The 25,309-nt window shown below is 69.7% G+C and carries 28 protein-coding genes and 1 tRNA gene; 20 read left to right on the forward strand and 9 right to left on the reverse strand.

The features are described 5' to 3' along the window. Window positions 1-93: 93 nt before the first annotated feature. Window positions 94-1,188 carry a DUF1152 domain-containing protein gene (locus AQJ64_RS29005; RefSeq protein WP_079062010.1) on the reverse strand — a complete coding sequence of 365 codons (1,095 nt, stop codon included), beginning with the start codon at window positions 1,186-1,188 and terminating at the stop codon, window positions 94-96. An 81-nt stretch (window positions 1,189-1,269) separates the two neighbouring features. Between AQJ64_RS29005 and AQJ64_RS29010 the strand changes: the two genes are divergently transcribed. The 3 genes from AQJ64_RS29010 (at window position 1,270) to AQJ64_RS29020 (ending at window position 3,548) form a co-directional block, all read left to right on the forward strand. Then, window positions 1,270-2,010 carry a GntR family transcriptional regulator gene (locus AQJ64_RS29010; protein ID WP_055633151.1) on the forward strand — a complete coding sequence of 247 codons (741 nt, stop codon included), beginning with the start codon at window positions 1,270-1,272 and terminating at the stop codon, window positions 2,008-2,010. A 279-nt stretch (window positions 2,011-2,289) separates the two neighbouring features. Next, a complete protein-coding gene (locus AQJ64_RS29015) occupies window positions 2,290-2,727 on the forward strand; it encodes an ATP-binding protein (protein ID WP_055633154.1) in 438 nt (145 codons plus the stop codon). A 92-nt stretch (window positions 2,728-2,819) separates the two neighbouring features. Further along, window positions 2,820-3,548 (forward strand): GntR family transcriptional regulator, encoded by a 729-nt coding sequence (locus tag AQJ64_RS29020; protein WP_055633150.1) that lies wholly within the window; start codon window positions 2,820-2,822, stop codon window positions 3,546-3,548. 5 nt (window positions 3,549-3,553) lie between these two features. Here AQJ64_RS29020 and AQJ64_RS29025 read toward each other — a convergent pair whose 3' ends face one another. Continuing rightward, window positions 3,554-3,769 (reverse strand): hypothetical protein, encoded by a 216-nt coding sequence (locus AQJ64_RS29025; RefSeq protein ID WP_157880894.1) that lies wholly within the window; start codon window positions 3,767-3,769, stop codon window positions 3,554-3,556. A 372-nt stretch (window positions 3,770-4,141) separates the two neighbouring features. Between AQJ64_RS29025 and AQJ64_RS29030 the strand changes: the two genes are divergently transcribed. The 11 genes from AQJ64_RS29030 (at window position 4,142) to AQJ64_RS29080 (ending at window position 10,522) form a co-directional block, all read left to right on the forward strand. Then, window positions 4,142-4,492 (forward strand): SCO3933 family regulatory protein, encoded by a 351-nt coding sequence (locus AQJ64_RS29030; RefSeq protein WP_055633148.1) that lies wholly within the window; start codon window positions 4,142-4,144, stop codon window positions 4,490-4,492. Window positions 4,493-4,497: 5 nt separating this feature from the next. Then, window positions 4,498-5,871: an FtsK/SpoIIIE domain-containing protein gene (locus AQJ64_RS29035; RefSeq protein WP_055633147.1), complete on the forward strand. Its 1,374-nt coding sequence runs from the start codon at window positions 4,498-4,500 to the stop codon at window positions 5,869-5,871. Between the two features lie 83 nt (window positions 5,872-5,954). Continuing rightward, the gene (locus AQJ64_RS29040; RefSeq protein ID WP_055633146.1) at window positions 5,955-6,215 is read left to right on the forward strand and encodes a hypothetical protein; all 261 of its coding nucleotides are present in this window, start codon (window positions 5,955-5,957) and stop codon (window positions 6,213-6,215) included. After that, on the forward strand, window positions 6,215-6,808 hold the full coding sequence (locus AQJ64_RS29045; RefSeq protein ID WP_059203131.1) for a DUF2637 domain-containing protein: 594 nt from the start codon (window positions 6,215-6,217) through the stop codon (window positions 6,806-6,808). Before AQJ64_RS29040 ends, AQJ64_RS29045 begins: the two co-directional genes overlap by 1 nt. Window positions 6,809-6,900: 92 nt before the next feature. Next, window positions 6,901-7,029, forward strand: a complete 129-nt coding sequence (locus AQJ64_RS51815; RefSeq protein WP_276206749.1) for a hypothetical protein — start codon at window positions 6,901-6,903, stop codon at window positions 7,027-7,029. After that, window positions 7,029-7,220 (forward strand): mobile element transfer protein, encoded by a 192-nt coding sequence (locus AQJ64_RS29055; RefSeq protein ID WP_055638780.1) that lies wholly within the window; start codon window positions 7,029-7,031, stop codon window positions 7,218-7,220. The genes AQJ64_RS51815 and AQJ64_RS29055 overlap by 1 nt, the downstream gene beginning before the upstream one ends. A 10-nt stretch (window positions 7,221-7,230) precedes the next feature. Continuing rightward, complete coding sequence (locus AQJ64_RS29060; RefSeq protein WP_055638779.1) at window positions 7,231-7,425, forward strand: hypothetical protein; 195 nt, start codon at window positions 7,231-7,233, stop codon at window positions 7,423-7,425. A gap of 17 nt (window positions 7,426-7,442) precedes the next feature. Further along, window positions 7,443-7,688 (forward strand): hypothetical protein, encoded by a 246-nt coding sequence (locus tag AQJ64_RS29065; protein ID WP_055638781.1) that lies wholly within the window; start codon window positions 7,443-7,445, stop codon window positions 7,686-7,688. Between the two features lie 151 nt (window positions 7,689-7,839). Further along, on the forward strand, window positions 7,840-9,120 hold the full coding sequence (locus tag AQJ64_RS29070; protein WP_055638778.1) for a replication initiator: 1,281 nt from the start codon (window positions 7,840-7,842) through the stop codon (window positions 9,118-9,120). Next, complete coding sequence (locus AQJ64_RS29075) at window positions 9,117-9,332, forward strand: excisionase family DNA-binding protein (protein WP_055638777.1); 216 nt, start codon at window positions 9,117-9,119, stop codon at window positions 9,330-9,332. The genes AQJ64_RS29070 and AQJ64_RS29075 overlap by 4 nt, the downstream gene beginning before the upstream one ends. Continuing rightward, the gene (locus AQJ64_RS29080) at window positions 9,332-10,522 is read left to right on the forward strand and encodes a tyrosine-type recombinase/integrase (RefSeq protein ID WP_055638776.1); all 1,191 of its coding nucleotides are present in this window, start codon (window positions 9,332-9,334) and stop codon (window positions 10,520-10,522) included. Before AQJ64_RS29075 ends, AQJ64_RS29080 begins: the two co-directional genes overlap by 1 nt. 49 nt (window positions 10,523-10,571) lie before the next feature. Here the strand turns inward: AQJ64_RS29080 and AQJ64_RS29085 are convergent. Beyond that, window positions 10,572-10,645: transfer RNA gene (locus AQJ64_RS29085), tRNA-Gly, on the reverse strand. Window positions 10,646-11,167: 522 nt separating this feature from the next. Here AQJ64_RS29085 and dcd point away from each other — a divergent pair. Further along, window positions 11,168-11,743 carry a dCTP deaminase gene (gene dcd / locus AQJ64_RS29090; RefSeq protein ID WP_055638896.1) on the forward strand — a complete coding sequence of 192 codons (576 nt, stop codon included), beginning with the start codon at window positions 11,168-11,170 and terminating at the stop codon, window positions 11,741-11,743. A 12-nt stretch (window positions 11,744-11,755) separates the two neighbouring features. Continuing rightward, window positions 11,756-12,280 carry a phosphoribosyltransferase gene (locus AQJ64_RS29095; RefSeq protein WP_059203132.1) on the forward strand — a complete coding sequence of 175 codons (525 nt, stop codon included), beginning with the start codon at window positions 11,756-11,758 and terminating at the stop codon, window positions 12,278-12,280. A 422-nt stretch (window positions 12,281-12,702) separates the two neighbouring features. Here AQJ64_RS29095 and AQJ64_RS29100 read toward each other — a convergent pair whose 3' ends face one another. The 6 genes from AQJ64_RS29100 to AQJ64_RS29130 all read right to left on the reverse strand — a co-directional run bounded on the left by AQJ64_RS29100 (window position 12,703) and on the right by AQJ64_RS29130 (window position 20,167). Then, complete coding sequence (locus AQJ64_RS29100) at window positions 12,703-12,900, reverse strand: hypothetical protein (protein WP_059203133.1); 198 nt, start codon at window positions 12,898-12,900, stop codon at window positions 12,703-12,705. A gap of 40 nt (window positions 12,901-12,940) precedes the next feature. Beyond that, window positions 12,941-13,123 carry a hypothetical protein gene (locus tag AQJ64_RS29105; RefSeq protein WP_159060313.1) on the reverse strand — a complete coding sequence of 61 codons (183 nt, stop codon included), beginning with the start codon at window positions 13,121-13,123 and terminating at the stop codon, window positions 12,941-12,943. A gap of 513 nt (window positions 13,124-13,636) precedes the next feature. After that, window positions 13,637-14,653 carry a Yip1 family protein gene (locus AQJ64_RS29115; RefSeq protein WP_055637060.1) on the reverse strand — a complete coding sequence of 339 codons (1,017 nt, stop codon included), beginning with the start codon at window positions 14,651-14,653 and terminating at the stop codon, window positions 13,637-13,639. A gap of 233 nt (window positions 14,654-14,886) precedes the next feature. Then, a complete protein-coding gene (locus tag AQJ64_RS29120) occupies window positions 14,887-16,302 on the reverse strand; it encodes an FG-GAP and VCBS repeat-containing protein (RefSeq protein ID WP_055637059.1) in 1,416 nt (471 codons plus the stop codon). 46 nt (window positions 16,303-16,348) lie between these two features. Then, window positions 16,349-17,716 (reverse strand): FG-GAP repeat domain-containing protein, encoded by a 1,368-nt coding sequence (locus AQJ64_RS29125; protein WP_055637058.1) that lies wholly within the window; start codon window positions 17,714-17,716, stop codon window positions 16,349-16,351. A 156-nt stretch (window positions 17,717-17,872) separates the two neighbouring features. Beyond that, a complete protein-coding gene (locus AQJ64_RS29130; protein WP_055637057.1) occupies window positions 17,873-20,167 on the reverse strand; it encodes a heterodisulfide reductase-related iron-sulfur binding cluster in 2,295 nt (764 codons plus the stop codon). Between the two features lie 188 nt (window positions 20,168-20,355). Here AQJ64_RS29130 and AQJ64_RS29135 point away from each other — a divergent pair, with 188 nt between their 5' ends. The 4 genes from AQJ64_RS29135 (at window position 20,356) to dnaJ (ending at window position 25,309) form a co-directional block, all read left to right on the forward strand. Further along, complete coding sequence (locus tag AQJ64_RS29135; RefSeq protein ID WP_059203136.1) at window positions 20,356-21,507, forward strand: MraY family glycosyltransferase; 1,152 nt, start codon at window positions 20,356-20,358, stop codon at window positions 21,505-21,507. A 95-nt stretch (window positions 21,508-21,602) separates the two neighbouring features. Further along, a complete protein-coding gene (gene dnaK / locus AQJ64_RS29140) occupies window positions 21,603-23,438 on the forward strand; it encodes a molecular chaperone DnaK (protein WP_055636255.1) in 1,836 nt (611 codons plus the stop codon). Further along, window positions 23,435-24,094: a nucleotide exchange factor GrpE gene (gene grpE, locus AQJ64_RS29145; protein WP_055636256.1), complete on the forward strand. Its 660-nt coding sequence runs from the start codon at window positions 23,435-23,437 to the stop codon at window positions 24,092-24,094. The genes dnaK and grpE overlap by 4 nt, the downstream gene beginning before the upstream one ends. 42 nt (window positions 24,095-24,136) lie before the next feature. After that, window positions 24,137-25,309 (forward strand): molecular chaperone DnaJ, encoded by a 1,173-nt coding sequence (gene dnaJ / locus AQJ64_RS29150; protein ID WP_055636257.1) that lies wholly within the window; start codon window positions 24,137-24,139, stop codon window positions 25,307-25,309.

The following is a 25,309-nucleotide window of genomic DNA, read 5'->3' on the forward strand; positions in this document are numbered from 1 at the left end:
CCAGGCTTGTTCTGACCTCATGCCCTGTGTGCCTAGCCCGCCCGGAGGAGCGAAGCGACGACGGGTGCTTGAACCCGTAAGGAAGGTTGTTACTCAGGTGGCGATTGGGATGTGCCACAGTGGGGCTGTGTACTGGTCCGGTCGGCTGTTGATGAGCAATCGACGCAGGTCATCACGCTGTGAGCCGTCGAGGTTCAGAATCTCGGTGAGGTGGCGGAACGTTGTGTGGGTGACTCCGCGGCTTCGGGCCTCTGCCTCGAACTGGGTGAGCTGCGGGAGTACCGATCCGGCGTCGAGCTTGGCCGGCCGTTGTTCCTTGAGCCAAAGGGCCTTGTTGCGCTCGTAGTCGATTTCGGAGAAGCCGCAGATCTCGCGACTCAGGTCCTCCACCTGGTCCAGGGTGGTAGTCGACATGATGGCGCGGGCCAGCTCGTTGCGGCTCAGGGCCTCGTCAAGATCGACCTTGTGGACCTTCGGACTCTCGTCGGTGAGGGGGACGGGGAGGCCGGCGTCACGGATTTCGCACGTGCCGCGTACGCCTCGGGCTGTCGCAGCGAGCATTCCGGTTGCTTCAGAAGGGTGCCAATCCAGGACCGAGCTGACTGGTTCGGTGTCCTTCGCCTTGAAGGTATGGACGACTGGGCCGAGCGTGCCTCGCAGGTCTTCGTGCGACAGTTCGCCGTCCAGGCCAGGGCCTGCGATCAACAGGCGGATGGGTGCGTTAACTTGGCCGCACGCTGCCAGCGTCAGGGAGTCTGCCAGCGGGCTCTTCAAGGTCGGTTCGTCGCCTCGGGCCAGTACATCGCCGCCGACGTCGAGGAGATCGATCGAGGTCGGCTCAAGGTGAGTGACCAGGTCTTCGAGTTGGCCCGTGACGCCCTCGGCGCCGTGCCTTGGGTCGATCAGTGCGAACGTGTGCGGGAGCTCCGCGGCGAGTCGGGGGAGCGTAGAGCCTGCCGGTGCGATCGGGCGGGCTTCCGCCGGCACCTTCCATACGATCGGGGTGAGCGGTTCGAGGCCGGTGAAGTCGTCGGTTCCTCGGGGGCCTGGTAGTGGGTCGATCAGCAAGCGGTCCCACGCATACGTGAGGATCACCGCCTGGTCCTCGTCGCCGTACAAGGCGGCGTCAAGCATTGCGGCGGCGACTGCGTCGCCCCCTCCTCCTGCTGCGACGATCAACCGCGTCATGGTCCCAAGACTACGGGGTAGGCCATTGACCACTCACCCTATAGTGGCTAGAGGCTATAGCCACTTGGACGAGGAGGGGACATGCCTCAGATCGAGGAGACGCAGCCGAAGTATCTCCAGATCGCTCACTTCATCCGCGATCAGATCCTGCGGGGTGATCTTCGGCCGGGGGACGAGGTTCCCTCGGAGAGGCAGTTGGCGGCGGACTGGAAGGTGTCCCGGCCGACGGCGGCGCGGTCGTTGGAGGCGCTGAGTCATCAGGGGCTCGTCGAGAAGCGGCAGGGGTCCGGCACGTACGTGCGGAGCCTCGAAGTGAATCGGCGGGCGCGGGAGTTGTACGGGCGGGCCCGGCAGACCGGGAAGATTTACACGCCTGGTGAGTACGCGGTGATCACGTCGGCCGGGTGGTTGGATGCTCCGGATCACGTTGCTGAGGCGTTGGGCTTGGTCAAGGATCGTCGGGCGGTGCATCGCCGACGGGTGACCAACAACCAGGACGGGCCGATCACGCTGTCTACCTCGTGGTTCGCGCCAGAGATCGGGCAGCGGGCGCCCAAGCTTCTGGAGCCTGAGCGGATTCAAGAGGGCACCTTGATGTACGTCGAGAACATGACCGGGCGGCAGGGGAGTTACGCCGAAGACCGCATGTGTGCCCGGCAGGCGACCGACGAGGAGGCGGCCGACCTCCAGCTTGAGGCGGGGTCTGCGGTGCTGATCGTGCATCACGTCGTCTTCGACCTCCAAGACCGGCCGTTGGAGTTCGCCGAAGCCACCTACCCGCCGCAGCGCTGGGCGTTCGAGCAGGGATATCCGCTCACCTGATGGGTCGTCACTTCAGAGAACCGCTTGCGCGTCGTGAGTGGCTAATGCCACTATCCAGTAAGTGGCTAAGGCCACTTGATCGGAAGGGGGCACGGGGTGACGAGTCAGCGGCCGGATCAGGGAGCGCACTTACCTTGCCGGGGTTGCCGGGGACGCGGCTGGAAGCGTGTCGGTTCGCGTACGTCCTTGGCGCTGGCCGCCGCCGCTGACCGCACCCGTGCCACATCGAAGCGGCGCTGTCTCGACTGCGATGGCAGCGGCAAGGAGTGAGCGCGAATGGTGGCTTACACGATCGACCGCTACCCCTCTGAGGACTCACCGCGGCTCGGAGCAATGACCTTGCATCCGACTCCGGAGTCCGTACCTCGGGCTCGACGCTGGTTCCGCAAGTTCATCACCCCGTACGACCCGGCCTGCTCGGTCGAGGACTGCGTGCTGATGATCTCGGAGCTCGTGACCAACGCGATCCGTTACGGGCAGGCTGATGACCCGTGGGTCGTACGGGTGGAGTGGTTCCGCGAGAAGACTTCGCTCCGGGTCGAGGTGCACAACCCCGGCTTCCCCGCGAACGTGCGGCTGCGGAAGCCGGATGCCAACGACGCGCACGGACGCGGTCTGCTGCTCGTCGACTCCATCGCCGAGTCGTGGCACTCGGGGCCCAGTCGGTTCGGCGGCACGCTGGTTTCCTTCGTGGTCGCCGATGCCTGGCCGGAGTGAGGGCAATACTCTCCGTTGGTACTGCGTCGGCGGATTCGTCGTTAGTCTGGTTGACCGGTTGACTTGGCCAATCTCGACAGGCGGCGGCGTTCATGGCGTATGAAGTGGAGGCACCGAAGTACGTACGCCTCGCCCAGATCATTCAGCAGCGCATCGAGGACGGGACGTACGCGCCCGGTACCCGCGTGCCCAGTGAGAATCAGCTGGTGCAGGCGTTCGGGATGTCCCGTCCGACCGTCGTCCGGGCGCTGGAGCTGCTGAAGCGTGACGGTTGGCTGGAGTCCCGGCAGGGGTTCGGCACGATCGTGCGCGGGCGTCCGGCCGTCGTCGAGCACAAGGACCGCCGGGGGAGCGAGGTACTCGCGCGTGACGAGTCGCAGGCCCCGGGGCGCGTGGTCGAGGTTGGTCATGTGACGGTTCCGGCGCGGGTCGCGTCCGTGCTCGGTTTGTCGAAGCGGGCGAAGGTTCTCGTGCGTCGATTCCTGGTCGAGGACGACGGGGAACCTGCTGAGCTGGTCTCGTCGTACTTCCCCGCCGGCCTGGTCGAGGGCACCGAACTGGAGAGTGCCGATCCTTTGAGCGGTGGCACTCGTGCACACCTTGAGGCACGCAAGAAGGTCCGGTTCGATCACGTGACGGAGCGGGTTTCGGCTCGACTGCCTGAGCGCGGTGAGGCTGAGCTGCTGGAGTTGCCGGACGGCGTACCCGTTCTCAGTGTCCTGGTCGTCGCGTGCGACGCGTCGGGCCAAGCGTTGCAGGTGTCTGACGTGCTGCTTCCTGCTGATCGGCAAGAGCTGGAAGATACCTATCGCCTGAGCTGACAGCTCTATGCGCGCTGCGGTCTCGTGGCCAGGCGGTAGATCAGGTACGTGAGGGCCAGGATGAAGTCGGCGGCCACCCAGAACCCGACGACGAGACCCACCCCGATCGTGGTTCCGATGTCGCCGGCGTCCTGGCACACCTTCAGGCTGTCGCCGGTCAGTCCATTGCAGGAGTCGGGGTTGTCGTCGTTGCTTGCGATGCCCGCGATCACCCAGATCAAGAACAAGATCTGGACGCCCAGGAAGAACCACAAGAAGACGCGACGGCGCTTCTTCGGTCGAGGTGGATGCGCACCATCTGCGGCGTGGTCGCTTACTGGTGGGCCTTGAGGTGGTGTTGGCCAGGCATCCGGCGTCGGCGCGGCTCCTTGCGGGTTCCGAGGGCCCCATGGCTGCGGTTCCTGAGCGCGGTGTCGTCTGCCCATGTCGCGCCCTCCTCTGTGCTGGTCGCTTCATGGTGCGCTTGCCTGGTTGGTTGTGCTCGGTGGAGCAAACCCAAGTCACTTGACAAGTCAACCTGGCATCCCTAACTTCGAACTTGCTAAGTCAACTTGTCAGGTGGCGAGTTGATCGACTCAGAAGGAGAAATCTCTGTGCGTGTTATCCGCGTTGACGCCTCGACCGCGACGATCCTCCTCACCGAAGCGCCGGCACCGAAGGTGCGCGACCGGCAGACCGGTGAGATCGCCAAGGACGCCGTGAGCGGTGAGGCGCTGATGACCATCGGCGTCGTCTACATCGACGAAGGTGAGTCGTCGCTGATCCAGGTCACCATCCCGGAGAGCGGTGTGACGGACGGCCTGACCGTCGGTGCTCCGGTCTCGCTGCCGGGGCTGGTTGCCCGGCCCTGGCAGTCCGTGTTCAACGGGCGTGAGCGGCACGGCATCGCTTACCGGGCGACGGCCGTCATGCCCGGTGTCTTCCAGATGGCTCAGGCGGGCTGATCGACGTGACCGAACTGGTGACGTTGGCCGAGCTGGGCGGACCGCTCGCCGTGATAGGCGGCGCGGCCTACGCCCGGCACGCCCACCCGGCGGCGTACTGGTCCACGGTCGGGCTGCCGCTCTCGGTGGCCCGGCTGCTGGCCTCGTACTCCTCGACCATGGACGCGTGCGGGCTCACCGTCGAGCCGTCCCGGTGGCGGGCCCTGGCCGTCCGGGCCACTACTCGGCGGGAGGTTCGGCCGGTTCCCCCGCGTCGCGGAGTGATCCGGCCCAACTCGACCGGTTTCCGGGTACGGCTGCGACTCGCTCCCGGGCAGGAACCGGCGGACGTCGCCGCCTCGGCTGAACGGCTGCGGCACGCCTGGGGCGTTCACGCTGTGTACGTGCGGGACGTGAAGCCCGGTGTCGTCGAACTCCGGCTCGTCGGCTACGACGTCTTACGCAAGGTGCGCATGCCGCGTCGTGTCGACAGCGGGCTTCTGCGCGTGCCGGTGGCCCTGCGGGAGGACGCGACCGCGTTCGTCCGCGACTACCGCGCCGTACCGCATGAACTCGTCCTCGGTGCCACGCTGTCCGGCAAGTCCATGTACCTGCGACATGTCGTCTCCGGCCTCGCACCACAACCCGTCGCCCTGGTCGGAATCGACTGCAAGCGCGGTGTCGAGCTGGCGCCGTTCGCCTCACGGCTCTCCGCGCTGGCGACCGACCCCGGTGAAGCGGCCGAGCTGCTGCCGGTGCTGGTCAAGGAAATGGAGGACCGATACGACCTGATCAAGGCCCGGCAGGGCATCGCCCCCGGCACCCCGGACGAGGAGATTACCTCGGACATCTGGGGACTGCCCGACAGCGAACGGCCCGTGCCTGTCGTCCTGTTCGTCGACGAGGTGGCCGAACTCTTCCTCGTCGCCACCCGCAAGGACGAGGAACGGCGGGATGAGATGGTCACTCAGCTCATCCGCCTCGCCCAGCTCGGCCGCGCAGCCGGCATCTACCTGGAAGTCTGCGGGCAGCGCTTCGGCGCCGAACTCGGCAGGGGCGCCACCATGCTCCGGGCCCAGCTCACCGGCCGCGTCTGCCACCGCGTCAACGACGAAGCCTCCGCGAAAATGGCGCTCGGCGACATCGCGCCCGAAGCGGTCTACGCGGCCTGCTCCATCGCCCCCGAACTGCCCGGCCTCGCCGTCGTCGGCGACACCTCCGGCGGCTGGTCCCGCATCCGCACCTCCTACCTCTCCCTCGCTGATGCTGCGGCCACGTGCCGTGAGTCGGCGCACCTGGCCCCGGAAGTTCCGGCGCTCACTCCCTTCCGGCCGTACGCCCCACCCCTACCCGTGGCGGCCCCCGGCACGGCGACCACTACCCGGCCCGTCACCGAGTAGCCCTACGCGATCCATCGGCTGGCGCGGCCGTCCCGCGCCACGTCCCTACCCGATCCATGTCTGAAACCAGGAGGGCAACCCCCGTGACCGCCTCGATGGCCTTCTACGCCGACACCCGGACGACCGTCCGCCTCAGCCAGTACGGCACGGATCGCGCGCCGATTCTGGCGCTCGACGGTGCGGACCACTCCTTGACCCTCTCGGCCTTCGACACGTTGCCCATGGCGGCTCACCTGGCCTTCGCCCGAGACCTGGCCGCCGCTTGCGCGGACTACGTCAAGGCGCTGGAGGTCTACGCCGCCACCGTGGCGGACAACGGGCAGGAATCGATCGAGGGGCCGTGATGCGGTTGCCCGTCCGCCTCGACGCCGTACTCGTCCAAGCCCTGATCGCTGCCGCGTTGTCCTTCGCCCACCTTCACGACCTGGCCGCGGCTGCTGGGCAGGACGGGTGGAAGGCGTGGGCCTATCCCGTCTCCGTCGACCTGCTGTTGGTGGCGGCCTGGCGGCGACTGCGGTCCGGCGGGTCGAAAGCGGCCGGGTGGTGCTGGTTTCTCGTTGCGCTGATTGCGTCGCTTGGCGCCAACATCGCCACGGCCGGCCTGCTCGACCTGGACGCCGTACCGGCCTGGCTGCGGATCCTCGTCGCCGGATGGCCCGCGGTCGCCTTCCTCGGCGGCACGCTCCTCGCCCACGGCTCGACGGAAGAGCCGGAAGCGGTGCCGACCCCGACGACGGAACTGGTCGCCGTAGAGGCTGCGCCGGAATCGGCTCCGCCTTCCGTCACCCCGGTCCCGCCCGCCCTCGTCACCCACGCCCGCAAGGTCGCCGACGAACACCACGCCCGGACCGGAACACCCATCGACACCCCGACCCTCCGCGCCCGGCTCGGAGTCCCGATGCCGCTCGCCGAAGCCATCGCCACCCAACTCACCTGAAATAAGGAGCACTTCAGCACATGCAGCCGTCCACGCTCCGCGCTCTCAACCGCGCCGCCGAGCTGACCCGTTAGAACCGCCTCACCGAAGCAATGCTCATCGCCGAACCCGTGATCCTCACCGCCGACGCGGTCGAGGGCGACGAGATCCGGCGCTGGCTGCTCGACCACGTCGCCGACTTCACCGGCGAGAACCACGACGAACCGAAGGGGCTGCCCTGATGCCCGCCAACCGCCGCTTCCGCCGCGTCGTCCGCATCGGCCCCGTCCAGGTCGGCACCTACTACGACGGCCGGGGCCGCGAGAAGCACGCCGCCGTCTGCACGGCTCCGCGCTGCGGCTTCTCCGCCGACTACGACAGCCGCACCGCCGCCGAGCTGGCCGCCCGCACCCACCGCTGCCGCGTCCGCTGAGGAGAACACCGTGACCGTCTCGCTCCCGCTCGTCTTCGTCCTGGGCGTCATCGCCTGGGCCGCGATCAAGTTCCTCGGCGTCCGCATCTGGGTCGCCGTCGTGATCGCACTGTTCGGCTTCTGGCTCTCGCACACCTTCCTCGCCCCCGCCATCGAAACCGGCACCCGTACCGGCGTCGGCGTCGTCAACGGCGACAACAAGTGACAAGGAGGTCCGCCGTGTTGTTCCGTCCGCAGCTGCCCGACACTCCGCACTCGCCCACGACCATCACCACGCACCACCAGGTGCAGGCTCCGGCGCCCTCCGCCGGCCTTCCCCTCACCCCCTACGTGGGCGCGGTCGCCGCCGTGGTCGTCGTCGGCATCGTCCTCACCGCGCTCCTGGCGGCCGTCGCCGTCACGGCCATTTCGGTCGCCATCGCTGCCGTGGTCCTGCGCTCCCTCGTCACGGGCGCCAACAGGCGCTGACCGGCCACCGGGGCGGCAAACGCCGCCAAGCATCCCGCCGCCCCGGGGCCGTCCCTCCCAACCACCGAAACAGCCGAAAGGGACTCCCATCCTTACCCACTCGACCCCGCCCCCGCTGGCGGAGCTGAGCACCCTCGCCGCCCTCGGCACCATGCCCGCCCTCGCACGGCAACTCTCGGGCCTGGGCGGCTGCACCAATCCCGTACGCCTCGACGGACACCGCACCGAGTACGACGTCGACACCCGCACGGGCGAGATCGGCCACGTCCTTCGCCGCCTCGACTCGGCCCCCCTTCCCGCCGGTCACCTTCTGGTCCGCTGCAACAACCGCCGGGCAACCCGCTGTGCGGCCTGTGCAGAGGTCTACCGCCGAGACACGTACCAACTGATCACCGCTGGGCTGCGGGGCGGCAAGGGCACCCCTGACCGGGTCGCCACCCACCCTCGCGTCTTCGCCACGTTCACCGCTCCCGGCTTCGGGCCCGTTCACAACCGCCGCACGGACGGCCGTCCCTGCCGCTGCGGCATCCATCACGACCAGGAGGACGCCGTACTCGGCACCCCGCTCGACCTCGACACCTACGACTACGAAGCAGCCGTTCTCTGGAACGCCCACGCTGGCGCTCTCTGGCGGCGCTTCTCGATCTACCTCCGCCGGGAAGTCGCCAAGCGCGCCGGCCTCACTCAACGCACCTTCCGCGACCACGCCCGCGTCTCCTTCGCGAAGGTCGCCGAGTATCAGAAGCGCGGAGAGGTCCACTTCCATGCGGTGATCCGCCTCGACGGCCCGGAAGGCGGTGACACCGCGCCCCCGGCCTGGGCGACAGCCGAGCTGCTGACCGACGCCATCCAGGCGGCCGCGGCTGCCGCACGCATCGACGGTCCGGAGATCGACGGACGGACCCATGCCTTCGCCTTCGGGCGTCAACTCGACGTCCGCCCGATCCGTTCCGCCGACCTCGACGGCGGCCAGGAGCTGACCGAGCGAGCCGTAGCGGCCTACATCGCCAAGTACGCCACCAAAGGCGCCGAGACGGCGACAGGCACCCTCGACCGACCGATCCGCTTCCTTGCAGAGCTGGCACAGGCCCGGCTCACCGAGCACGCCCGCCGCATGATCCGTACTGCCTGGGCTCTCGGCGCTCGCAAGGATCTGGAACACCTCCGGCTGCGGGCCTGGGCTCACATGCTCGGCTTCCGCGGCCACTTCTCCACCAAGTCCCGCCGCTACTCGACCACCCTCGGCGCCCTCCGCACCGCCCGCGCCGACTGGCGCCGTGCGCAGGCGGCTCCGGCTGTCCCGCAGGACGGCGAAACCACGCTCGTCCTCTCCCACTGGGTGTTTGCCGGAACCGGCCTCAGCGCTGCCGAGAGCTGGCTTGCCGCAACCCTCGAACCCGCCCCCGGAACGGAAGGAGAGCCGACCGCATGACGACCGACCGCTATCTGTCTGTCGACCAGGTCGCCGAGCTGCTTGGCACGACCGCCCGCTTCCCCCGGCGGCTGATCGAGGAACGGCGCATCCGGTACGTGAAGGTCGGCCGGCACGTCCGCATCCCTGAGAGCGCGGTCGCGGAGTTCATCCGGTCTCGGACGGTGGAGCCGTTGAGGCGTCCCCGTGCCCGCTTCGGGAGGGCTGCCTGATGGCCAACAACAGGGGTAGGCGTCGCCGCTTCGGCGCTATTAGGAAGCTCCCCTCGGGCCGCTATCAGGCGCGCTATCCGGGCCCGGACGGCGTCATGCGTCCCGCCCCGGAAACCTTCGCGACAACGGCGGACGCCGATGACTGGCTCGCCGAGAAGCAGACCGAGATCCGGCGCGGTGACTGGCGGGACCCTGAGGCGGGGGCCGTGCGCTTTCGGGCCTACGCCGACAAGTGGGTCGAGGAACGCGAACTGGCACCGCTGACGGCGGACCTTTACCGATACCTCCTCGACAAGCACCTGACCGCCTTCGAGGACGACGATCTCGACGAGATCACCGCACCCCGCGTGCGTGAATGGCGGGCCGAACGGCTGCGGGTGACCGGAGCCAAGACGATCACGGCAAAGGCGTACCGCTTCCTCAAGGCCGTCATGGAAACGGCCGTTGATGACGAACTGATCCAGCGCAACCCGTGCCGTATCAAGGGCGCCGGTAAGGAGAAGGCGGCTGAACGTCGTATCGCAACCGTCGTCCAGGTCGACGCCCTCGCCGAAGCCGTCGGGATGCGGTGGCGGCTCATGGTCTACCTCGGCGCCTACGGTCCGATGCGGCCTGAAGAGCTGGCCGGGCTTCGGCGTCGGGACGTCGACCTCGACAACCTGAGGATCCGGGTGCGCCTCGCCGAGCCGGAGCGGATGAACGGGCGCCGCGTCCAGGGCGACACCAAGAGCGAGGCTGGAACGCGGACTGTGATTCTTCCCGCGTTCCTCCGCCGGGAGCTCCGCTGGCACCTGGAGTCGTACGCCAAGCCGGGCCCGGACGGGTTGCTCTTCGTGGGGGAGAAGGGGGCGCCCTTCCGGCGGAGCACCTTCGGCCGGAAGTGGCGTAGGGCGCGGGAGATCGTCGGCATGCCCGAGGGCTTCCGGTTCTACGACCTCCGCCACACCGGACACACCCTGTCCACCCGATCGGGTGCCACCCTCAAGGACACGATGGTCCGCGCCGGCCAGTCCTCCGAGAAAGCCGCGCTGATCTATCAGCACTCCGACGACGACCGACAGCAGGAAGTCGCAGCCGGTCTTGACGCCACGGTGCGGAAGGCTCGGCAGGAAGCTGCGGCCGTGCCAGAACAGGAGAGACCCGCCCCGGACGATCAACGTTCTGGCACGAATCTGGCACGCGGCGAGTGATCACAGAAGACAGCAAAAAGGCCCGGGTCACTGACCTGGGCCTTCTCCATGGAGCGGGTGACGAGAATCGAACTCGCGCTCTCAGCTTGGGAAGCTGATGTTCTACCATTAAACTACACCCGCGTAAGACGCCGGCCGAGCCGGTGTCCGATTGCCTCGTCACTGTACAACATTCCGGGCCCCCGGCGCTGAAGCCGCGGGGTCCGGGTGCGTTTCGTGGGGTGGGATCCGGCTGCGGGGGGCGGGAGTTGGGGCGTACGGTGGGGGTGCCGAAGAGGGGTCGGGCGGGGTCGGAGTGCCGCCTGGAGGGTCTTCCCGTTCGTCCCGTAATGTGGCTTTCGTTGTCCGGCGAGCAGCAGCCGGACGCGGTTCTTTGGGGAAGGGACTCTAGGACTTGATGGAGCGCACCGTCGTCCGTTGTGCCGATGGGCACGTGTTCAGCACCGCTTCGTTCCCGATGCAGCAGGCCGAGCGGCTCGGTCCCGGGCGGCTCGTCCGGTGTCCCCGGTGCGCGCGGCTCCGCAGTGCCGTGCCGGTGACGCTCGAGAGGCGGTAGGGGCCGTACAGCGGTAGCCGCGCCAGCGGGCTGACGCGCGGGGTCGTCCTGATTACAGGGGCTCCGCGCGTCTTGCGTATCCTCGGGGCGTGCTTCTCTCAGACAAGGACATCCGGGCCGAGATCGACGCCGGGCGGGTGCGGATCGATCCGTATGACGAATCCATGGTGCAGCCGTCGAGCATCGACGTGCGGCTGGACCGCTTCTTCCGGGTGTTCGAGAACCACCGGTACCCCCATATCGATCCGTCCGTCGAGCAGGCGGATCTGACCCGGCTGGTCGAGCCGGAGGGGGACGAGCCGTTCATCCTGCACCCCGGTGAGTTCGTGCTCGCGTCGACGTACGAGGTCATCACCCTGCCCGACGACCTCGCCTCCCGGCTGGAGGGCAAGAGTTCCCTCGGGCGGCTGGGACTGGTCACGCACTCCACCGCCGGCTTCATCGACCCCGGCTTCTCCGGGCATGTCACCCTCGAGCTGTCCAACCTCGCCACGCTCCCCATCAAGCTCTGGCCCGGCATGAAGATCGGGCAGCTGTGCATGTTCCGGCTCAGCTCGCCCGCGGAGCACCCGTACGGCAGTGAGCAGTACGGTTCCCGGTACCAGGGCCAGCGTGGGCCCACCGCCTCGCGGTCCTTCCTCAACTTCCACCGGACCCAGGTCTGACGGGGGCAGGGGATGAGTGACGTGATGGCCCGGGAGAACCTCAGTTACGAGCAGTTCGGCGTCGCCGTCCGTGAACTCGCGCAGGCCGTCGCCGACGACGGGTACGTCCCCGATGTCGTCCTCAGCATCGCCCGCGGGGGTGTCTTCGTCGCCGGAGGGCTCGCCTATGCCCTCGACTGCAAGAACCTCCACCTGGTGAACGTCGAGTTCTACACCGGTGTGGGGCAGACGCTCGACATGCCCGTCATGCTGGCACCCGTCCCCAACGCGATCGACTTCACCGACAAGAAGGTGCTGATCGCCGACGACGTCGCCGACACCGGGAAGACGCTGAAACTCGTCCACGACTTCTGCCTCGACCATGTCGCCGAGGTCCGCTCCGCCGTCATCTACGAGAAGTCGCAGTCCCTGGTGAAGTGCGAGTACGTCTGGAAGCGCACCGACGACTGGATCAACTTCCCGTGGAGTGTTCTGCCGGTGGTGCGTAAGTCGGGCGAGCCGATCACTCCCTCGACCGAGGCACTCCGACCCGACTGACCTCTGTCGCGGGTACGTCCGGTCGCACCGCTGGTCGCAGGAGCAGCCGGCGGCCGGCGGGGCCTCCTCGGTGGACTCGCGCCGGCTGATGCAGCAGGCGTTGCCGGGGCGTGGAGGCGGCGCTCTCGGCGAGGGTGGCGGTGGCCTCCTTGCCTGTCGGAGCCGTCCCGTCGGCCACCGGCCACCGGCCCCCGCCCCGCCCGCTCCGAGCCGGCCCCCTCCGAGCCCAGCCCCTCCACGAACGCCGACGCCCCATCCCCCGGCCCCGCCGACGTCGGTGTCTTCTCGTCGGGGCTGCCTTTGGCGTCGTACTCGGGCTCTCGGTCGGTGGGTGGTTCGTGCTCGATGCGGGGAGGGATTCCCGGGCTGGACGGTGTGGTGCTCCCCGCACCCTCCGCGAGCCTCGGCACCCCTGCCTCCCCCTACCAGGACCAGGCCATCTGGTCCGCCAACACCGGCCACTGACCGGGCAGCCGGTCCGCCCGCCACGCGGCGAGTACCGCGGCCCGCGTCTCCTCGACCGACTCGACATCGACGCCCATACCGACGCCCACGCCGACGCCCACGCCGACGCCCACGCCGATTCCGTACTCCTGCTCGGCTTCCTTCTCGTCCGTCACGTCCCGCTCCCTTTCTCCCGACCCGTTCGACCCGTCACGATCACTCCGAGCGGCCGTCCCACCGGCCCCCGGCCCAGCCGGTCCCGCCCCGGGGCAGCCGATCCCGCTCGCACACCGTGCTCTCGTCCAGCCTTGAACACGTATCCGTGCCGCCGCCCCACGCCGGTTCCTGCGGGAACAACTCCCGCATCAGGACCAGCGGACCGAGGCCTCCATCCGTCACCCGCAGCACCTTGAACCGCGTACCCGGCAGAAACACCAGCCGGTCCGGCCGGTACGGATCGACGGCTCGGTACGACGCCCGGTCAGCGACCACACCAGGAACACCGGCGCCCCATCCGCCGCCCCCGCACCGGCCACCCGACATGGCAGCCGCTCCCGCCACGGCCGGTGACCAGGCCGCCGCTCTCGACGCCCTGCTGCTGGCGGTCCGCCCGGGGGTGCTGCGCCACTGCGGCCGTCTCCTGCCCTGCCGCGAGGACGCCGAGGCTGCACTCCGCGGTCGCCGACCGCGCCCGGCAAAGCCCCGCGAGCTGAAGCGCCGTTCCGCCGAGCAGCCGCACCAGCGTGATCGCGGGCTCGCGCGTCCACCTCTTGGAGGCACGGGAATGCCGGGAGCTCGCCCCCCGCGCCGACGGTCACATCCCATACGCCCATACGCACATACGCACATACGCCAATGGCCGGCCCCCACGCCCTGAACGGACGAGAAAGGCCAGCCACGGGTGCCGGAAGGCTAGAACGTGCCCAGCTTCACGATCGACAGCAGTGCGATCAGCTGGATCGCCGACGCGCCCAGCGCCTTCGGCCACGGCAGGTCGTGCGACTTGCTCACCATCAGGGTCAGCAGCGCGCCCGCCGCGACCCAGGTCACCCACCCCAGCAGCTGTACGAACGCCGCGTCGCCGCCCGCGAACATCGCGACCAGCAGCCGCGGCGCGTCGGTCAGCGACATGATCAGCATCGACAGCCCGACCGTCGGCTGCCACGCGCCGTTCCCGCCGAGCTGGCGGGCCAGTGTGTGCGTGACGGCGCCCAGGACGAAGGAGCTGATCACCAGCGCGACGGCCGTCGTCAGGACGATCGGGATCGCGTTGGAGATGGTGGCCTTTATGGCGTCGTCACGGGTGTCGTCGAACCCGAAGACCGCGAGCAGGCCGTAGAGGAAGGTCACGACGAGGGCGGGGCCCCACACCGTGTAGTCCCGCATCTGGAGGAAGGTCCGGTTGGGGGACAGGACGATCCCGCGCAGCAGGTCCTTCCAGGGCAGCCGGGGCCCGACCGGCCCGGCGGGTGCGGGCGCACCCGCGTGGTACGTGTCGCCCTGGCTGTACTGCTGGTGGTCGTCGACCGAGAACGCCTGGGTGTGCCCCGGGTTGTTCGCCGCGTACGGGTCGTGCGGGGCGCCGCCGCCGAAGTACTCCGGTTCGTCGCTGCCGCCGCCGTTGCCGTGCGGCGGCCACTGACCGCTGCCGCCACCGCCGTGCGGCGGCTGCTGTCCGCCGCGGAACTGCGGCGGGTACGGCTGCTGCGCCGGCGGCGCGTAGCCGTACGACGGCCCCGCGGGGCCCTGTCGGCCCTGCGGCGCCTGCTGCCCGTACGGAGGGTGTTGCGGTCGCGCTTGGGGGGCACGGTTGTCCCGGCCGCCACGTCCGATCCTGAATCCAGCCACGTCATCGAACGTACCCGGTCCGACTGACAGACGTGCCGGAGCCGGCCTCCGCGACCGCCCTTTGCGGCCGAGCTGTGACATCCCCTAAGGGATGTCATGGTGCTGTGTCAGTGGTTCGTCAGGGGCGGCCGGGCAACCCTGAGTGGGGTACGGGAGTCCGGGCGGGGGCGGCGCGCCCACGCCGGGCCGCCCGCCGGGCCGCCCGCCGCGACGCAGGGCGCCCGGACGGGGATCGGCCGACCGGGCGAGAAGCGCCGAAGTCCGGATGTCGGTCCCTCATGACGGTCCCTCAGAGGCGCCCCGGCGAAAGGGCGTCAGTCCGCCAGCGCCGCTCCGAAGTACGGCAGGCTGCCCAGACCCAGCCCTGCCGCGGTCAGGGTCGTGGAGCCCGTGCCGGTCGGGCCCGACGAGGTGCCGGGGAGCAGATGGAGGAGGCCCACCTCGGGTGAGGAGGCGACGAGCTCGGCGCGGCCGTCGCGGTTGTGGTCGCGCAGCAGCACCGACGCGCCGAACCAGGTGTCGCCCTGGTCGAAGGGGCCCTCGACGCCTGGGGTCGTGTAGTCGTACTGGCGGGAGCCCGTGCCGGTGAGGCCCGAGGCGCCGCCGCGCAGCACCGTGACGGCGCCGGAGCTCGCCGGACGGGTGCCGAGGACCTCCGTCGGCGCGCCCACGGCCAGGTCCGGGTAGCCGTCGCCGTTGACGTCGCCGGCCGAGACGTCGTAGCCGAAGTAGTCGTTGGCCTCGCGGGTGCCGGGGACGCCGGAGGTGTTCTGGCTGAGCGACGTCACGGTGGACGAGAATCCCGTGGAGGTGCCCTTCAGGACGTGCACGGCGCCGCCCAGGCCCGAGCGGGAGACGCCGACGGCCAGGTCGCCGTAGCCGTTCCGGTCGAAGTCGGCGATCGTGGCGCCCGAACCGACCAGGTCGGGGGAGGCGGGCAGGGCGACCTTCTTCGGCGGGCGGACCGGGCCGCTCGCCGAGCCCTTGTAGAACCAGACGCGGGTGCCGCGGGTGTCGGCGTCGTAGCCGATCACCGCGAAGTCCGCCGTGCCGTCCTTGGTGACCTTGCCGGAGACCACCAGCGAGGCGTCCATGTCCTCGCCGTGGACCGGGTCGAGGTTGGTGACCGTGCCGCGTGCGCCGGACTTGGTGAACGGGCCGCGCTGGTACCAGATCGCGTCGTCGTCCACCGAGACGACGTCCGGTCTGCCGTCGGCGTTGAAGTCGCCCACGGCGAGATCGGCGGCGAAGTTGCAGGTACGGCAGCTCGTGCCCGGGCTCGTGTACTGGCTTCCGCCGCTCACGCCGGCCCGCGAGCCCCACAGGACGGTGAAGGTGCCGGTCCGGGAGCCGACGCGTTCGCCGAGGGCGGTGACCAGGATGTCGGCGTAGCCGTCGGTGTTCAGGTCGGCGGTGGTGATCTTCGAGCCGAAGCGGTCGTTCGTCTCCGCCCCGCCCGCGACGTTCGGGCTGTTCTGGGTGATCACGGTCCGCCGGGCCGGGTCCGGGCCGCTCGCGGTGCCCCAGACGACCAGGACCGCCCCCGCCTGCTTCCTGCCGGCCACGGTGGCGAGGCTGTCGCCGAGGGCCAGGTCCGGGTAGCCGTCGCCGTTGAAGTCGTCCGCGTACCTCGCGGCCGCGGCGTCGGCCGGGGCGGACACGGCCAGTGGGGTGAGACCGGCCGCGAGGAGGGCGGCGGCCAGGAGGCTCGTGCGCTTGCGCGGGGGCATGGGGTGGGGATCCGTTCGGGAGAGGAACAGAAACGGGGGTGCCGGGTCAGTCGATGAGGTTCGAGCCGAACTCGGGCAGCACGGTCGCGCCGGTCGCCGTCGGGACCGTGCTCGTGCCGGGCAGCAGAACGCCGCCCTCGTTCGAGCCGATCGTCAGGTCCGCCCTGCCGTCCCGGTTCAGGTCGCGCAGCCGGACGGCGTAGCCGAAGTAGGCCTCGGCGGCGGCGGGACCCTGGACGGTCTGCGGGATCCAGGAGGAACGGGCGCCCGAGAGGCCGCCGGAGCCGCCGCGGAAGACGGTGACCCCGCCCTGGCTGTTGCGCCCGCCGCCGCCGTCCTCGCCGGGTACCCCGACCGCGAGGTCCGCGTAGCCGTCGCCGTTGGCGTCGGCCGCCGACAGGCTCCGCCCAAAGAGGTCCCCGGCCGCGGCGGTGCCGGGGACACCGGAGGTGTTCTGGGTGTACGTCGTCGAGCCGCTCGGTCCGGCGGAGGTGCCGCGCCACACCGTCACCGCGCCCTTGTCGCCGTTCAGGCCCGGCAGGCCGAGGGCGATGTCGCCGTAGCCGTTCTTGTCGAAGTCGCCGATGACGGCCTCCGGGTCGAGGCCCTTGTTCGCGTCGCCGAGGGTCTTGGCGGGGCCCGGGGCAAGACCGGAGGCGGTGCCCTTGAGGAACCAGGCACGTTCCTTGATCCTGCTGCCGTAGAACTGCACGCCGAGGACCACCAGGTCGGTCCTGCCGTCGCCGTCGACCTTGCCCGCGGCGAGCGCGGCCGAGTTCCAGGCGGGCTTGTCGATCTTGCTCACCGTGCCGGTGCGGCCGGTCTTCGTGAACGGGCCGCGGTACAGCCAGGCCTCGGAGCCGCCGATCACGGCGAGGTCGGGCGAGCCGTCGCCGGTGAAGTCGCCGACGGCCAGGTCGGAGCCGAAGTACATGCGGGCGCCGCTCTTCGGCGCGAGGTCGGTGCCGCCGGACAGGCCGGTGCGCGAGCCCCAGACGACGGTGACCGTGCCGCGGTACGCGCTGCTGCCCACCTTCTCGGAGTTGTTGCCCACGACGAGGTCGGCGTAGCCGTCCTTGTTGAGGTCGCCGCTCGCCAGGGAGGAGCCGAACTGGTCGTCGTCCTCGCCCGTTCCCGGCACCCCGGCGCTGTCCTGGTGGACCAGCCGGGTGCGGGAGGTGTCCAGGCCCTGCGCGGTGCCGTAGACGACCCTGACGGCGCCGCCCCAGAAGTCCTCGCCCTCCCCGCGGGAGCCCGAGATCATGTTGGAGTACGCCAGATCCCGGTACCCGTCGCCGTTGAAGTCGTCGTAGTGCTTGGCGAGGGCTGCCGAGGCGGGCGCGCTCAGCACCAGCGGGCTGAGGCCGGCCGCCAGCAGGGCGGCGGTGAGGGCGGCCGGGGTGGTTCTGCGCAACGGGTTCTCCTGCGGGCGGCGGCGGTCGACGAACGGAAGACCCGCTCCAACAGGTAAGGGTTGTACGGGAGTTCGGTAAATCTTCGCGCAGGGGAACGGCGGTGCCCCCAGGTCCGGGAAGGACCTGGGGGCACCGGGCGGGCGTGGCCGCCGTGGCTACTTCACCGGCTCCGGCTCCGGCTCGCTCTCCGTCTCCGTCCCGCCCGCCGGGGGCTCGTCGTCGGTGACGGGGGTCTTGACCGACTCCAGGAGGAGCTGGGCGACGTCCACGACCGTGATCGACTCCTTGGCCTTGCCGTCGTTCTTCTTGCCGTTGACCGAGTCGGTCAGCATGACGAGGCAGAACGGGCAGGCGGTCGAGACGATGTCGGGGTTGAGGGAGAGGGCCTCGTCGACGCGCTCGTTGTTGATGCGCTTGCCGATCCGCTCCTCCATCCACATGCGGGCGCCGCCGGCGCCGCAGCAGAAGCCGCGTTCCTTGTGGCGGTGCATCTCCTGCTGGCGCAGGCCGGGGACGGCGGTCATGATCTCGCGCGGGGGCGTGTAGATCTTGTTGTGGCGGCCCAGGTAGCAGGGGTCGTGGTAGGTGATGAGGCCCTCGACCGGGGTCACCGGGATCAGCTTGCCCTCGTCGACGAGGTGCTGGAGGAGCTGGGTGTGGTGGACGACCTCGTAGTCGCCGCCGAGCTGCGGGTACTCGTTGCCGATGGTGTTGAGGCAGTGCGGGCAGGTGGCGACGATCTTCTTGGCCGACCGGGGCTTGGCCGACTCGGGGACGACCTTGCCGTCGTCGTCCGTCTCCTCGCCGAACGCCATGTTCAGCGCCATGACGTTCTCCATGCCGAGCTCCTGGAAGAGGGGCTCGTTGCCGAGGCGGCGCGCGGAGTCACCGGTGCACTTCTCGTCGCCGCCCATGATCGCGAACTTGACGCCCGCGATGTGCAGCAGCTCGGCGAAGGCCTTGGTGGTCTTCTTGGCGCGGTCCTCCAGGGCGCCGGCGCAGCCGACCCAGTAGAGGTACTCGACCTCGGAGAGGTCCTCGATGTCCTGGCCGACGACCGGGATCTCGAAGTCGACCTCCTTCGTCCACTCCAGGCGCTGCTTCTTGGCCAGGCCCCAGGGGTTGCCCTTCTTCTCCAGGTTCTTGAGCATCGTGCCCGCCTCGGAGGGGAAGCTGGACTCGATCATGACCTGGTAGCGGCGCATGTCGACGATGTGGTCGACGTGCTCGATGTCGACGGGGCACTGCTCGACGCAGGCGCCGCAGGTGGTGCAGGACCACAGGACGTCGGGGTCGATGACGCCGTTGTCCTCGGCGGTGCCGATCAGCGGGCGCTCGGCCTCGGCGAGGGCCGCCGCCGGGACGTCCTTGAGAGCCTCCTCGGACGCTTTCTCCTCGCCCTCCATGGTCTTGCCGCCGCCCGCGAGCAGGTAGGGCGCCTTGGCGTGGGCGTGGTCCCGCAGGGACATGATCAGCAGCTTGGGGGAGAGCGGCTTGCCGGTGTTCCAGGCGGGGCACTGCGACTGGCAGCGGCCGCACTCGGTGCAGGTGGAGAAGTCGAGCAGGCCCTTCCAGGAGAACTGCTCGACCTGGGAGACGCCGAAGACGTCGTCGTCACCGGGGTCGGTGAAGTCGATCGGCTTGCCGCCGGACGTCATCGGCTGGAGACCGCCCAGGGCCGTCCCGCCGGTCGCCTCGCGCTTGAACCAGATGTTCGGGAACGCCAGGAAGCGGTGCCAGGCCACGCCCATGTTGGTGTTGAGCGAGACCACGATCATCCAGATGAACGAGGTGCTGATCTTCACCATCGCGGTGAAGTAGATCAGGTTCTGCAGGGCGCCGACGCCGAGGCCCTTGAAGGCCAGGACCAGGGGGTACGAGGCGAAGTACGCGGCCTCGTAGTGCTCCACGTGGTGGATCGCGCCCTCGAGGCCCCGCAGGGTGTAGATGGCGAGGCCGATGGTGAGGATGACGTACTCGACGAAGTACGCCTGGCCGGCCTTGGAGCCCGCGAAGCGGGACTTGCGGCCCGGGCGCGAGGGCAGGTTCAGCAGCCGGATCGCGATCAGGACGGCGATGCCGAGGATCGTCATCACGCCGATGAACTCGATGTAGAGCTCGAACGGCAGGAAGCCGCCGATGACCGGCAGTGTCCAGTCGGCCTGGAAGAGCTGGCCGAAGGCCTGCGCCAGGGTCGGCGGCAGCGTCAGGAAGCCGATCGCCACGAACCAGTGGGCGAAGCCCACGATGCCCCAGCGGTTCATCCGCGTGTGGCCGAGGAACTCCTTCACGAGCGTCACGCTGCGCGCGTAGGGGTTGTCGGTCCGGGTGCCGGCCGGAACCGGCTGGCCCAGTTTGAAATACCGGACGAACTGACCGATGGCGCGTGCCAGCAGCGCGACGCCGACCACGGTCAGGACCAGCGACACGATGATCGCGGCGAGTTGCATGAGGGGGCTCCTCGGGCCTGCGAGGGGTCGAAATTACTAAGCGGTAACTTATGCGGTCCGTCTGAGACTACCCCTATCCTCCGCCGCACTGTAGCTGGCAGTGAGGTGATCTGGATCGCTGAGGGTCACCTCAGAGTCTGACCGTGTTATTCGTACCAAATTGGTACATTTGTTACTAACTTATACGCGTGCTCTACGGGATCGCCGCCGCCACCACCGCCCTTCTGCTCTCCGCCGTCCTCGCCGGACTGCTGCGCGTGCCCGCCCTGCGTCTCGGGCTGGTCGAGCGGCGGCAGCGGCAGCGGCGGGTACCGCTGTCCGGGGGCCTCGCCGTCGTCCTCACCACCTGCCTCGTCGCGATCGCCGGGGACCGCTGGGGGTACGCCCCGCTCGGCGACGGCGTCGGGGCGCTGCTGCCCGCCGCGGGCGCCCTGGCCGGGCTGGGGCTGATCGCGGACGTGTGGCGGCTCAAGGCCCGCTTCCTCGTGCTCGGTACGGCGGTGGCGGCCGCCTTCGTCGTGCCCTACGGCGACACCGGCCCCTGGGCGGGGGCGCTCGCCGTCGCCTGGATCACCTTCGTGGCGCTCGCCTTCCGGTCCCTCGACCACGCGGACGGGGTGGCCGGCACGGTCGGGGTCGTCACCGCGTTCGGCGCGGCCGCGTGCGCCGCGCTGGAGGTGCTGGACGGGGTGGCCGTCCTGCTGAGCGTCCTCGCCGCCGCGCTCACCGGCTTCCTGATGCACAACTGGCCCCCCGCGCGTGTGGCGCTCGGTGCCTGCGGCTCGCTGTTCGCCGGGTTCCTGCTCGCCGCCGCCGCGGTCACCGTGCGCGCGGGCGGCGGCGCGGGCGAGGGGGCGGGCGTGCTGTTCGCCCTCACGGCGGTCGCCGCCGCGGACGCCGTCCTCGTCGCCGTGGCGCGGCGGCTGGCCGGGCGGCCCCTGCTGCGCGGCGGCCCCGACCATCTCGCGCACCGGCTGCGCCGGCTCGGGCTCACCCCGCAGGGGGCGGTCGTGCTGCTCGGGGCGGCGGCCTTCGCGGGGGTGGCCGTCGGGACGCTCGTGCACACCGGCTGGGCGGGGCCGCGGGCGGTGTGGTGGGTGGCGGGCGGCGCCCTGGCCGTCGTCCTCGGACTGCTGCGGGTCCCGGTGTACGGGCCGCCCCGCGCGCGGGGGAGCGCGTACGACGCCTCACGCGCGCGGGCCGCACGGCGTGACCCCCGGATGTACGGCCCCCGGCGTCAATCCGAGTCCCTGGGAGTACGCCCTGGATCGGGTGATCGCCGGGTCGGCCGGGATGAATCCGCGCAGGTCAACGGCTTCTTGCGTGTAAGGAACGGATAAGAGTTGAGCGGGTGTGACTCAGGTCTGTTGACCCAGCGGTGAGGGTCGTGCACACTTGAGTCCGTTCCACTCAAGTCAGCTGGAGGAAGATCACCATGGCACGTGCGGTCGGCATCGACCTGGGCACGACTAACTCCGTCGTCAGCGTTCTTGAAGGCGGCGAGCCCACCGTCATCACCAACGCAGAGGGCGCCAGGACCACGCCGTCCGTCGTCGCCTTCGCCAAGAACGGCGAGGTCCTCGTCGGCGAGGTCGCCAAGCGTCAGGCGGTCACCAACGTGGACCGCACCATCCGCTCGGTCAAGCGCCACATGGGCACCGACTGGAAGATCGAGCTGGACGGCAAGCCGTTCAACCCGCAGCAGATCTCCGCGTTCATCCTGCAGAAGCTGAAGCGCGACGCCGAGGCCTACCTGGGCGAGAAGGTGACCGACGCGGTCATCACCGTCCCGGCGTACTTCAACGACTCCGAGCGCCAGGCGACGAAGGAGGCCGGCGAGATCGCCGGTCTGAACGTCCTTCGCATCGTCAACGAGCCCACCGCGGCCGCGCTCGCCTACGGCCTCGACAAGGACGAGCAGATCATCCTCGTCTTCGACCTCGGCGGCGGCACCTTCGACGTGTCCCTCCTGGAGATCGGCGACGGCGTCGTCGAGGTGAAGGCCACCAACGGTGACAACCACCTCGGTGGTGACGACTGGGACCAGCGGGTCGTCGACTACCTGGTCAAGCAGTTCGCCGCCGGCCACGGTGTGGACCTCGGCAAGGACAAGATGGCGCTCCAGCGTCTGCGCGAGGCCGCCGAGAAGGCGAAGATCGAGCTGTCCTCCTCCACCGAGACCTCGATCAACCTGCCGTACATCACGGCGTCCGCCGAGGGCCCGCTGCACCTGGACGAGAAGCTCACCCGCGCCCAGTTCCAGCAGCTCACCGCGGACCTGCTCGAGCGCTGCAAGACCCCGTTCCACAACGTCATCAAGGACGCCGGCATCTCGCTCGCCGAGATCGACCACGTCGTCCTCGTCGGCGGCTCGACCCGTATGCCCGCCGTCGCCGAGCTCGTCAAGGAGCTGACCGGCGGCAAGGACGCCAACAAGGGCGTGAACCCGGACGAGGTCGTCGCCATCGGCGCGTCCCTCCAGGCCGGTGTCCTCAAGGGCGAGGTCAAGGACGTCCTGCTGCTCGACGTCACCCCGCTGTCCCTCGGCATCGAGACCAAGGGCGGCATCATGACCAAGCTCATCGAGCGCAACACCACGATCCCGACCAAGCGGTCCGAGATCTTCACCACGGCCGAGGACAACCAGCCGTCCGTGCAGATCCAGGTCTACCAGGGCGAGCGCGAGATCGCGGCGTACAACAAGAAGCTCGGCATGTTCGAGCTGACCGGTCTGCCCCCGGCGCCGCGCGGCGTCCCGCAGATCGAGGTCTCCTTCGACATCGACGCCAACGGCATCATGCACGTGACCGCCAAGGACCTGGGCACGGGCAAGGAGCAGAAGATGACCGTCACCGGCGGCTCCTCGCTGCCGAAGGACGAGGTCGACCGCATGCGCCAGGAGGCCGAGCAGTACGCGGACGAGGACCACCGCCGCCGCGAGGCCGCCGAGGCCCGCAACCAGGGCGAGCAGCTCGTCTACCAGACCGAGAAGTTCCTCAAGGACAACGAGGACAAGGTCCCCGGCGAGATCAAGACCGAGGTCGAGGGCGCCGTCGCCGAGCTGAAGGAGAAGCTCAAGGGCGAGGACACCGCCGAGATCCGCACCGCCACCGAGAAGGTCGCGGCCGTCTCGCAGAAGCTCGGCCAGGCCATGTACGCCGACGCCCAGGGCGCGCAGGCCACCGCCGGCGGCGCCGGTGAGTCCAAGGCCGACGACGACGTCGTGGACGCCGAGATCGTGGACGACGAGCGCAAGGACGGTGCCGCGTGACGGAGGAGACCCCGGGCTTCGAGGAGAAGCCCGACGTCCCCTCCGGCGCCACCTCCGACGACGCCGAGCCGAAGGCCGCCGCCTCCGAGGAGGGGGCGGCCCCGGCCGGGGACGCGAACCAGACTGCCGGGCTGGTGGCCCAGCTGGACCAGGTGCGCACCGCGCTCGGCGAGCGCACCGCGGACCTCCAGCGGCTCCAGGCCGAGTACCAGAACTACCGCCGCCGGGTCGAGCGCGACCGGATCGCGGTCAAGGAGATCGCCATCGCGAACCTCCTGACCGAGCTCCTGCCCGTGCTCGACGACATCGGCCGCGCGCGGGAACACGGCGAGTTCGTCGGCGGCTTCAAGTCGGTCGGCGAGTCGCTGGAGACCGTCGCGGCGAAGATGGGCCTCCAGCAGTTCGGCAAGGAGGGCGAGCCCTTCGACCCGACGATCCACGAGGCCCTGATGCACTCGTACGCGCCGGATGTCACCGAGACGACGTGCGTGGCGATTCTGCAGCCCGGGTATCGGATCGGCGAGCGCACCATCCGCCCCGCGCGGGTGGCCGTCGCCGAGCCCCAGCCCGGTGCCCAGGCGGTCAAGGCCGAGTCCTCGGACACGGCTCCCGCCGAGGCGGCGGACGAGAAGGACAACGGCCCTGAGGAGGGCTGACGTAGACAGCCAGCGGATCACCGGAGAGGGGGCGCGTCGAGGATGAGCACCAAGGACTTCATCGAGAAGGACTTCTACAAGGTCCTCGGCGTCCCCAAGGACGCCACCGAGGCCGAGATCAAGAAGGCGTACCGGAAGCTCGCCCGCGAGTTCCACCCGGACGCCAACAAGGGCAACGCCAAGGCGGAGGAGCGCTTCAAGGAGATCTCCGAGGCGAACGACGTCCTCGGCGACCCCAAGAAGCGCAAGGAGTACGACGAGGCGCGCGCCCTGTTCGGCAACGGGGGCTTCCGTCCCGGGCCGGGCGCCGGCGGCAACTTCAACTTCGACCTGGGCGACCTCTTCGGAGGCGGCGCCCAGGGCGGGGGCTCCGGCGGCTTCGGCGGCGGCATCGGCGACGTGTTCGGGGGCCTGTTCAACCGGGGCGGCGGCGGGACCACCCGTACCCAGCCCCGGCGCGGGCAGGACATCGACACCGAGGTCACCCTGACCTTCACGGAGGCCATCGAGGGCGCGACGGTACCGCTGCGCATGTCCTCGCAGTCCCCGTGCAAGGCCTGCTCCGGCACCGGCGACAAGAACGGCACACCGCGCGTGTGCCCGACCTGCGTCGGCACCGGCCAGGTGGCGCGGGGCTCCGGCGGAGGGTTCTCCCTCACCGACCCCTGCCCGGACTGCAAGGGCCGCGGTCTGATCGCCGAGCACCCCTGCCTGGACTGCAAGGGCAGCGGCCGCGCCAAGTCGTCCAGGACCATGCAGGTCCGCATCCCGGCCGGGGTCACGGACAACCAGCGCATCCGGCTGCGCGGCAAGGGCGCGCCGGGCGAGCGGGGAGGTCCGGCCGGCGACCTCTACGTCGTCGTCCATGTCGGTGCCCACCCGGTGTTCGGCCGCAAGGACGACAACCTGACGGTGACGGTGCCGGTGACGTTCGCCGAGGCGGCCCTGGGCGGGGAGATCAAGGTCCCCACCCTCGGCGGCCCGTCCCTGACCCTGAAGCTGCCGCCCGGCACCCCCAACGGCCGCACCATGCGGGCGCGGGGCAAGGGCGCGGTCCGCAAGGACGGCACCCGCGGTGATCTGCTGGTCACCGTCGAGGTGAGTGTGCCCAAGGACCTGCCGGGGAAGGCTCGTGAGGCGCTGGAGGCGTATCGCGAGGCGACCGCGGAGGAGGATCCGCGGGCAGAGCTGTTCGAGGCCGCGAAGGGAGCCTGA

This window comes from Streptomyces griseoruber, from assembly GCF_001514205.1.
GTDB classification, from domain to species: Bacteria; Actinomycetota; Actinomycetes; order Streptomycetales; family Streptomycetaceae; genus Streptomyces; species Streptomyces griseoruber.

Bases quoted from the DNA above. Each gene is read 5' to 3' on its own strand.
- AQJ64_RS29005 (WP_079062010.1), bottom strand. From the start codon at position 1,188: ATGACGCGGTTGATCGTCGCAGCAGGAGGAGGGGGCGACGCAGTCGCC.
- AQJ64_RS29010 (WP_055633151.1), top strand. From the start codon at position 1,270: ATGCCTCAGATCGAGGAGACGCAGCCGAAGTATCTCCAGATCGCTCAC.
- AQJ64_RS29020 (WP_055633150.1), top strand. From the start codon at position 2,820: ATGGCGTATGAAGTGGAGGCACCGAAGTACGTACGCCTCGCCCAGATC.
- AQJ64_RS29045 (WP_059203131.1), top strand. From the start codon at position 6,215: ATGCGGTTGCCCGTCCGCCTCGACGCCGTACTCGTCCAAGCCCTGATC.
- AQJ64_RS51815 (WP_276206749.1), top strand. From the start codon at position 6,901: ATGCTCATCGCCGAACCCGTGATCCTCACCGCCGACGCGGTCGAGGGC.
- AQJ64_RS29055 (WP_055638780.1), top strand. From the start codon at position 7,029: ATGCCCGCCAACCGCCGCTTCCGCCGCGTCGTCCGCATCGGCCCCGTC.
- AQJ64_RS29070 (WP_055638778.1), top strand. From the start codon at position 7,840: ATGCCCGCCCTCGCACGGCAACTCTCGGGCCTGGGCGGCTGCACCAAT.
- AQJ64_RS29075 (WP_055638777.1), top strand. From the start codon at position 9,117: ATGACGACCGACCGCTATCTGTCTGTCGACCAGGTCGCCGAGCTGCTT.
- AQJ64_RS29080 (WP_055638776.1), top strand. From the start codon at position 9,332: ATGGCCAACAACAGGGGTAGGCGTCGCCGCTTCGGCGCTATTAGGAAG.
- AQJ64_RS29095 (WP_059203132.1), top strand. From the start codon at position 11,756: ATGAGTGACGTGATGGCCCGGGAGAACCTCAGTTACGAGCAGTTCGGC.
- AQJ64_RS29115 (WP_055637060.1), bottom strand. From the start codon at position 14,653: ATGTCACAGCTCGGCCGCAAAGGGCGGTCGCGGAGGCCGGCTCCGGCA.
- AQJ64_RS29120 (WP_055637059.1), bottom strand. From the start codon at position 16,302: ATGCCCCCGCGCAAGCGCACGAGCCTCCTGGCCGCCGCCCTCCTCGCG.
- AQJ64_RS29130 (WP_055637057.1), bottom strand. From the start codon at position 20,167: ATGCAACTCGCCGCGATCATCGTGTCGCTGGTCCTGACCGTGGTCGGC.
- dnaK (WP_055636255.1), top strand. From the start codon at position 21,603: ATGGCACGTGCGGTCGGCATCGACCTGGGCACGACTAACTCCGTCGTC.
- dnaJ (WP_055636257.1), top strand. From the start codon at position 24,137: ATGAGCACCAAGGACTTCATCGAGAAGGACTTCTACAAGGTCCTCGGC.